We start from the raw sequence: 7,894 nt of genomic DNA on the forward strand, positions 1-7,894 counted from the left end.
AGCGGTTGATTGCCAGGCTGGAAATCATCTGCACTACGCCCTGCGGTATCTGGCTCATGGTCAGATAATAGCCAAAGACGGTGGCGCAGATTATCAAGATGAAAATCGTCCCGGTTGAACTGAGGGTGGAAACGATCGCCTTGAAGATGCCGTCTTTGGACAACCTCCCCATGCCTAGGCTGATAATCAGCGCCCCGAGCGCGCCGATGGCGGCGCTTTCCGTTGGCGTGGCAAACCCCGAATAAATTGAGCCGATGACCAGCGCAAACAAAATAATCATCGGGAAGATTGTTATTAGGCTCCCAAAGCGCTCCGACCAGGGAAAAGGCGGTATTTGCGGGGAAATGCCGGGCTTTAATTTTACCCAAACTACGATGTTTAAAGCCATAATCAGCGTAGCGATAATGCCGGGGACAATTCCGGCGATCAACAGTTTGCCGACGGAGGTTTCGGTCGCCGTGCCGTAGATGATCATGGGCACGCTGGGCGGGATGAGCACGGCCAGCGTCCCGGCTACCGCCACCGAACCGGCGATGATGTCGTCTTTATATTTGAGCCGCTGCATTTCCGGCACGACGACCGACGACATGGCCGCCGCCGAAGCCGTACTGGAGCCGCACATGGCGCCGAAACCGGCGTTGGCGAATACGGTGGCAATAGCGACCCCGCCCGGCAAGTGCCCGAACCATTTATACGCAATCTGGAAAACGTCCCTAGTTATGTTGGCATTGGTTATAAACCCGGCCATCAGGATAAAAAGCGGCACGGTGGTAAGCGTATAGTGCGCCGCGCTCCTAAAGGGCGAAGTGCCCAAAATGCCGAAAACGCTGTCTAAGCCGCCGATCATCCATATACCGATAATGCCGGTTATTCCCATGGAAAAAGCGACAGGCAGGCCGATCATCAGCAAAAAGAGCATCAAAGCCAAAGGCATCAAAATCATTTGTCATCACTCTCCCGTGTTTAGTGGTCCAGTTTCAGCCAACCGCCGAGTATTTGAATTGTCCTTATGCTTACCAGCGCCGCCCCAATGGTTACCATCATGTAGGCGGGCGCCATGGGATAGGCCAGCGCGGCGGCGCTGTGTTCCTTAAAAACTAAGGCGTCATAGACGACCGGCACCGAACAGTAAGTAATGAGCAAAAAGAGTATCAGCCCCACCACGTTGTTGAATATTACAAATTTCGCCTTGAGGCTATCCGGGAAAAAGCGCTCCAAAAGCTCTACCTTGATATGCCCGCCGTGAGTGTAGACAAAGCTCAGCGGCAGGTAGATAATCGCCACCATCAGGTATTCTTCGCTGATTTCCACCACGCCGGTAAGCGGGGCGCGGAAAAAATAACGCAATATCGTGTCCGCCGCCGTCAAAAGCATCAGTATGACGAGCGCGGCGCCGGCGGTTGCCAGACAGGCGGTCTCCAGAAGGTCGATAATGTTTTTCTTTTTTTTAATCTGTGGCATAACAGTGCTTCTCCCACAATTTATTTTTCCATTCCGGGGACGCGGAAAGCGTCCCCGGAACTTACGCCGGAAAACTATTTTTTGCTTTTAAGCGATTTTTCCACTTCGGCTACCTTGGCCCTCGTCGCGTCCAGCACTTTCTGCGCCGGCAGCCCCTTGGCGGACTGCGTCTTTACCCAGTCCAGCACAACCGGGTTGGTGGCGTCGCGGAACGCTTTTTGCTCCGCGGCGTTAAGCGTGTAGACCTTCATGCCGCCCTTTTCGTATTGCGCCTGATATTCTTCGCCCACTTTGGTTACATAATCGCCAAGATTGATTGTCGCTTCCAAACCGCAGTCAAGCATGAGTTTTTGCAAATCCGGCGGCAGGGCAGCAAAAAAGCGCTCGTTTACGCAATAGGTCGCGATCCAGCCGTTCATGTTGACGCCTTTGGTGGCAAGTTTGATGACTTCCTGCATTTTGTATTGATCGAGAGCTTCAAAGGCTAATACGCAGCCGTCAACCGTCCCGCGCAAAACAGCCTCATACATCTCCTGCGGCTCTCTGCTGACCGGCGCGCCGCCCATGTTTGACATGCCCATTTCCGCCGAAACGCCCGGCACCCTGAATCTCATGCCTTTTACGTCCGCCGGGTTGATGATGAACTTGCCGGAAGGCGTATTGTAAAAAAGGTCGTTCGGATTGTAAGCCATGTTGTAGACAGGGCGAATTTTGTGTTTTTTAAACTCCTCGTCATAAAGTATGCCCTGGCTCAAGTGCCAAAAGGCCTCGGCACCCACCCGGGAATTGGAATAAATGCCCGGCAAGTCGAAAACATTGCTCAAAGGCACCTTGCCGCTCACATAAGACGGCCCCACCACCGCCATATCGGCCACGCCGTTTTTGACCAATTCAATCATGTCCACCTGTTTGCCGAGCTGCCCGCCGGGGTAATGCTCAAACTTAATCCGGCCGTTGGAACGTTCTTCCACCATTTTCATGTACTTGTTAAGGCCGTTGACCGTGAAAAAGTGCGTGGCGGGAAAAGCGTCCGCAACCTTCACTTTATACACCTTGCCGTCCTCTTTCGCCGGAGCGGCGCCTTTTTGTCCGCCGCCGCAGCCGCTTACCAAAAACACCGCCCCGAGCAGCAACGCCATAATACCTCTTGCTGTCATAAACAATCCCTCCAATTTACTATATTTTGCCCCTATGCCGACCGAAGAACCTAATGACGCGGCGCCCAGCGCATCACGCGGGCCTTGCGCCGCCGCCCGTGCGCAAAGCTTGTTTAAGCCTCGCCCAGCTTTATCTTGCGCTCTTTCAGGCCGGGCTTTTTGTAAGAATCGTTCGAAGCTTTAGGTATCCGCCCGTGATGTATGGCGTTCGAGCGCAGCCGCCGCCCGATTGTCCTTTCAAAAAGCCCGCCCAGCCGCAAAATCTTGTCAACGTCAATGCCTGTTTCTATTCCCATCTCATCCATCATCAGCACCATGTCTTCCGTAGCAACCAATCCTACCGTATTGGGATCTTTATAATAATAGTTGCCGGTGCCGGGGATAGGGCAATCGCCCAGGAAATTGGCCGGCTGCCCGCCCAAACCGCCCAAAGTGCTTTCAAACACGTATATGCCCGCGTTGAGCGCCGCCAGCACATTGGCCAGCCCCCAGCCCCGCGTTGTGTGAAAATGCGCCAAGTGCTTTTCCGGCTGCGGGATGGCGTCCAGCAACAGGGAAAAATAACGGTAAACCTGATCGGGCGTGGACGAACCGTCATGATCCGCGTGCTCCACATCGCTTGCCCCCAAATCCAGCCAACGCCGGGTAAAGGCTATCGCGTCCTCCATTCTGGTCGGCCCGGAAATCGGGCTGCCCCATATAGTGCTGACCGTACCGTTCATTTTTATGCCGGCATCGGCCGCTTTTTTAATGCACTTTTCCGCTTCCCGCCAATATTCCGCCAAAGTAGTGCCGGAATTGGCGTAATGATGTTCTTCGTCGGTAGATACCATCATCAATATGCGGTCAGGTCCAATGCCTTGTTTTTTCAGTTCAATCGCCCTGTCAACCGCGCCTTCCCGTATGGTTACGGCGGTTATCTCAATATCGCCCTGTTTTATGCCGGCCTTCGCCAGCGTCCGGCTTTGCCGGACGCGTGAAAGCAGTTCCACCGCATCCTTAAACTGCGGCAGGTTACGGGAACTGCCCAGATTAGTCAGCTCCACTCGCTTGTACCCCGCCAAAATAAGCTGTTCGGCATAGTAAACCTTGGCGTCGGTGGAAATAAACTTCTCTTCGTGCTGCAACCCGTCCCGCACGGTGATATCGCCCAGAATGACTTTTTTCGGGTATTCCATGGTAAATTTCATTTTTTTCGATACACCCCTCATTATCAATAACTTTCAGCCCAGCGCGCCCTTGCTCTTTAACGCGGCAATGACGTCGCGGCCTAAGCCCAAAAGTTCGGACAAAATCAAATCCGAATGTTCTCCCAGCTTAGGCGGGGGGGTCAGCACCCGCGCCTTAGTCTCGGAAAATTTTATCGGGCAGGCCACCGCCTTCATATTGTCGCCGTTCGGAGTATTTATATCTACGAACATCTCCCGCGCCCCGGCGATATGCGGGTCGCCGACAATTCGCGGCACGTCGTTTATCGGCGCGGCCGGTATGCTGTTTTTCAGCAATACATCGACGATGTCGTCAACATTTCTCTCTTTTGTCCAGAGAGTTACCATTTGCGCCAGTTTTTCATGGTTTTGCACGCGGACGGGATTGGCGCTGAAATCAGGATGCGCTTTTAAATCCTCCCGGCCGATGACCTGGCAGAACCTTTCCCAAACCGCGTTGTTGCCCACCGCTATGACCACCCAGCCGTCTTTGGCCTTAAAAGTATCATAAGGGGCGATAAATTCGTACCGATTGCCGATCCGCCCGGGGACGCGCCCTTCCACAAAATATATCTGAATAATTGTTTCCATCGCGCTGACCACCGAATCGACCAACGCCACGTCAACGCTCTGTCCGCGCCCGGTAACTTCCCGGCTTCGCAGCGCGGCCAGTATGCCGATGCAGCAATTGAGCCCGCCTAAAATATCGCCCATAGCCGTGCCGGTGCGGGTAGGCGGCGAGTCCGGCCAGCCGGAGACGCTCATCAAGCCGCCCATCGCCTGGCCGATGATGTCATACCCCGGCCGGGCGTTGTACGGCCCGTATTGCCCGAACCCGGATATGGACGCGAAGATTAGCCCCGGATTGATTTCCTTTAATGCCTCATAACCGATGCCCAGCTTTTTCATGGTGCCGGGTTTGTAATTTTCCACCACTACATCCGACTTTTTCGTCATTTCTTTAAAGAGCGTTACCGCTTCCGGCTTTTTCAAATCAAGCGTTATGCTTTTTTTGTTCCTGTTCATATTGCCGAAATAGGCGCTGAAATTATTGATAAAGGGCGGATAGGCGCGCGTATCGTCGCCTTTGCCCGGTTCTTCTATCTTTATTACCTCGGCGCCCATATCGGCAAGCAGCATTGTGCAAAACGGACCTGCCAGCACTCTGGTCAGATCAAGTATCCTGACTCCCGATAAAGCCCCTTTTTCCGCATTATCCCGCCCCATTGCGCCCCCCCTGGCAAATATGCCGTAAAACAGTTTTAACTTTCATTTTTTTGTTATTTCGACAATCCCGGCATCGCCGTCCACCCGTACCATATCGCCGCTGGCAATGACCTCTAACGGGTTTTTCTCCAGCCGGTCCACAATCGGGCATTTTATGCCGTACAGAGTATCGGCCAAAATAGAGCCGATGGCGATAAGCCCCTCGGTTTCCACGTTCAAGATGGCTTTCGGCCCGTTGCCATAGCGGAAAGTCTCCAGCATCCAAGTAGATGTGCTGGTGGAACCTTTGCCGAAAGGATAGACCAATACCACGTCCTTGACGCAAGCGCCGTTTAACTTTACCCGCACGTCGTTTATCCTGCCGGTCGGCGGATACACCCCGTGCGACCATACCAACGCGTCCCGGCTGACCAGGGCTTCGCCTTCGGTCAGGCCGCCGACCACCGGACGCCCTTTCAAAATAATTTTTTCCATTTTACGCCTCCCTTCTTTAGCCGCAAAAATGCCGCGATTTTGGCCGAAAAACGGCCTCACTCCATGACCGTGTTTACGCAATCGGCCATTGAACCGTATACCAGTTCCACGTTGTGCTCAGACGGCAAATAACTGGCAAATTTGGCCGAATCGGTCATCAATGTCTTGTATCCGCGGGGAAAAGGGCTGATGACCAAACAATTTGAAGCCAGTATCCGCACGCCGGATTCCCGAAAAACGTCTATAAGCCCCATCCGTTCCGCCAGGTTTCTGGTTTCAAACGGAGTATAGACCCAAAACTCTTTCCCTTTCTTGATCTTTTTGCCCTTTGCCAGGTCAGCCAGCTTAATCAATTCGCTTATGCTGTAATGCGGACACCCCGCCACTACCAGTTCCACTTCGCCGGGATTTTTGGTCGTCAGGGCATCTTGGGCGGCTTGAATGTCGCGGCGCGTCCAGGTAACTTCCTCCGCCGGCTTTTTGCCCCTGAACGGGTCTTCCCGAAAAGCTTCCGGCGTCACGCCAAGCACATGATACAGCGCGACCCCGCCGCTGCTGGCGGCGGCGGCGCCAAGATACTTGAGGCCGTCGTTGCTCACGCTTTCCGGTATGCCGTCAAAGGCGACGATCCGCGTGCCGGCAAACTTGCCCAGCATGATGCCGATAGTATTGTAATCAAGCTCGGTCAAATCGCCCGCCTCCCGGATATTGACCTTGACGGTGGCCGCCCGGTTCTCTTCAAGATACATGCGTTCCTTCGGCACGCGGCCGGTCAGGGCGACGCAGATCGCCATTCCGGCCGGCGTCCTGTTAGTGCGCGCGCCAATTACCGAATTAGCGTAAGAGACTGCCGACGACTCCGCCCAGGCTATATTCTGCCCAAACCGGGGGACCTGCCCCACCGCGTAAGGCGTGCAGCTCCAAGTGAGTACCTCGCCCAGCTTTTTTACCGCAGCGGCCAATCGTTGCTGCTTGTCAGCGTAAACTTTGTCAAAACCCATCTCCTGCCAATCTTCAAAAGGAATGGACGCCGGATCCTGCGTTGCCGGCACGCAGCACCTCCCCCCCATATCGCCCAGCTTCTCCAGCCATTCCAAGCCGGCGTCATGCAAAGAACCATAATGCGCCATGCACTGCACCGAAGAAACTTGGACAAACTCCCGCGCCCCCAGCGCGTTGCCCAACCGGAGCAGGACGCCCATGGCCACTTTGCACGCTTCGCCGTTCTTGCCAAGCAACATGTCTTCTTCCACCCGCGTTAGTTCAATCCCCATTTTTTCACCCCTTGCCATACTTTTTTGCCTGCCCACGAAAACACAGCAACCAATGCAACCCCTCTTTTCGCCCTTTCCGCACTATAAATATATGCAAGATTCATGCCAACCGCAAAAAAAATGATGCAAAAAAAAGAGAGCCCGCCAGCTCTCATTATTTTGGAATATTCAGAATTACTTACATGCCTGTTGTTTCTAAAATATTATAATATGTGTTATTATTTTCTGGAATATTGAAATAGAGAGCGAGGAAAATATAGCTTTTAAGCTGTCGGACATTGCCGGAAAAAATTTTTATTATTGCCCGTCAAAGTCAATCTGCTTGAGTTTGTTATAAAAAGTCGCCAGCGAGATTTGCAGCTTGGCCGCGATCGTCTTTTTTGCCGCCAATGTTGTACCATAACGCAAAAGCATTGCTTTAAGCAATCTTTTTTCCGCTTCGCCCAAAAATGTTTTCAAATTCTTCGCGTTGTTGGTCATGGCGATAATATCTTTTTCCACATTGCGGGACAGTTCGCCCTCGGCCATTAATTTCGGCAGATGCAATTCGGAAATCATATTGCCTTTGCAGGCGTAAGCCGAAAACCACAAAACATTTTTAAGTTCCCGCACGTTTCCCGGCCAGTTATAACTTTCCATCATTTCATAGGCGTAAGGCTGTATGCCCATGTAGCGCCCGTGCTTTTTGCTCCAGAGCGCCAAAAAATACTCCGCGAGCGGCGCCAGGTCTTCCCGGCGTTCGCGCAGGCCGGGTATTTCCAGCGTCATGGCCGACAGCCGGTAATACAAATCTTCCCGAAAGTCGCCCTGTTTGGCAATGGTATATAAATCTTTGTTGGTGGCGGCAATCACCCGGATATTAACGTCCTCTTCATTAAAATCGCCTACCCTGCGGATTTTCCTTTCCTGCAGCACCCGCAAAAGTTTGGCCTGCATGTTCAGCGGCAATTCCGCGATCTCGTCCAGCAGGATGGTCCCTGTGTCCGCCACCGCGAAAAGTCCGAGTTTGCCGCCTTTGGCCGCGCCAGTAAAGGAACCGTCGACATAACCGAACAGTTCGCTTTCGATCAGCGACGCGTTCAGGGTGGAACAA

Annotated in this window: 8 protein-coding genes; all 8 read right to left on the reverse strand. The window is 53.2% G+C overall.

The genetic code is table 11. The features are described 5' to 3' along the window. The coding region (locus tag LBO03_03610) for a TRAP transporter large permease subunit (protein ID MDR3348681.1) at positions 1 to 943 on the reverse strand (943 nt) is incomplete at its 3' end. Positions 944 to 963: 20 nt separating this feature from the next. Further along, positions 964 to 1,461, reverse strand: a complete 498-nt coding sequence (locus tag LBO03_03615) for a TRAP transporter small permease (GenBank protein ID MDR3348682.1) — start codon at positions 1,459 to 1,461, stop codon at positions 964 to 966. Positions 1,462 to 1,535: 74 nt separating this feature from the next. Then, positions 1,536 to 2,618 (reverse strand): TRAP transporter substrate-binding protein DctP, encoded by a 1,083-nt coding sequence (dctP, locus tag LBO03_03620; GenBank protein ID MDR3348683.1) that lies wholly within the window; start codon positions 2,616 to 2,618, stop codon positions 1,536 to 1,538. Positions 2,619 to 2,731: 113 nt separating this feature from the next. Beyond that, on the reverse strand, positions 2,732 to 3,808 hold the full coding sequence (locus tag LBO03_03625; GenBank protein MDR3348684.1) for a hypothetical protein: 1,077 nt from the start codon (positions 3,806 to 3,808) through the stop codon (positions 2,732 to 2,734). Positions 3,809 to 3,841: 33 nt separating this feature from the next. Next, the gene (locus LBO03_03630; GenBank protein MDR3348685.1) at positions 3,842 to 5,053 is read right to left on the reverse strand and encodes a CoA transferase; all 1,212 of its coding nucleotides are present in this window, start codon (positions 5,051 to 5,053) and stop codon (positions 3,842 to 3,844) included. A 42-nt stretch (positions 5,054 to 5,095) separates the two neighbouring features. Then, on the reverse strand, positions 5,096 to 5,527 hold the full coding sequence (locus LBO03_03635) for a DUF126 domain-containing protein (GenBank protein MDR3348686.1): 432 nt from the start codon (positions 5,525 to 5,527) through the stop codon (positions 5,096 to 5,098). Positions 5,528 to 5,583: 56 nt separating this feature from the next. Continuing rightward, positions 5,584 to 6,801: an aconitase X catalytic domain-containing protein gene (locus LBO03_03640; protein ID MDR3348687.1), complete on the reverse strand. Its 1,218-nt coding sequence runs from the start codon at positions 6,799 to 6,801 to the stop codon at positions 5,584 to 5,586. Positions 6,802 to 7,098: 297 nt separating this feature from the next. Beyond that, positions 7,099 to 7,894, reverse strand: a 796-nt coding sequence (locus LBO03_03645) for a sigma 54-interacting transcriptional regulator (GenBank protein ID MDR3348688.1), incomplete at its 5' end; no start/stop codon positions are given.

This window comes from Acidaminococcales bacterium, assembly GCA_031290885.1.
Lineage (GTDB): Bacteria > Bacillota > Negativicutes > Acidaminococcales > JAISLQ01 > JAISLQ01.

Excerpts from the sequence above, each read along its gene's own strand:
- LBO03_03615 (MDR3348682.1), bottom strand. The coding sequence starts at position 1,461 with ATGCCACAGATTAAAAAAAAGAAAAACATTATCGACCTTCTGGAGACC.
- dctP (MDR3348683.1), bottom strand. The coding sequence starts at position 2,618 with ATGACAGCAAGAGGTATTATGGCGTTGCTGCTCGGGGCGGTGTTTTTG.
- LBO03_03625 (MDR3348684.1), bottom strand. The coding sequence starts at position 3,808 with ATGAAATTTACCATGGAATACCCGAAAAAAGTCATTCTGGGCGATATC.
- LBO03_03630 (MDR3348685.1), bottom strand. The coding sequence starts at position 5,053 with ATGGGGCGGGATAATGCGGAAAAAGGGGCTTTATCGGGAGTCAGGATA.
- LBO03_03635 (MDR3348686.1), bottom strand. The coding sequence starts at position 5,527 with ATGGAAAAAATTATTTTGAAAGGGCGTCCGGTGGTCGGCGGCCTGACC.
- LBO03_03640 (MDR3348687.1), bottom strand. The coding sequence starts at position 6,801 with ATGGGGATTGAACTAACGCGGGTGGAAGAAGACATGTTGCTTGGCAAG.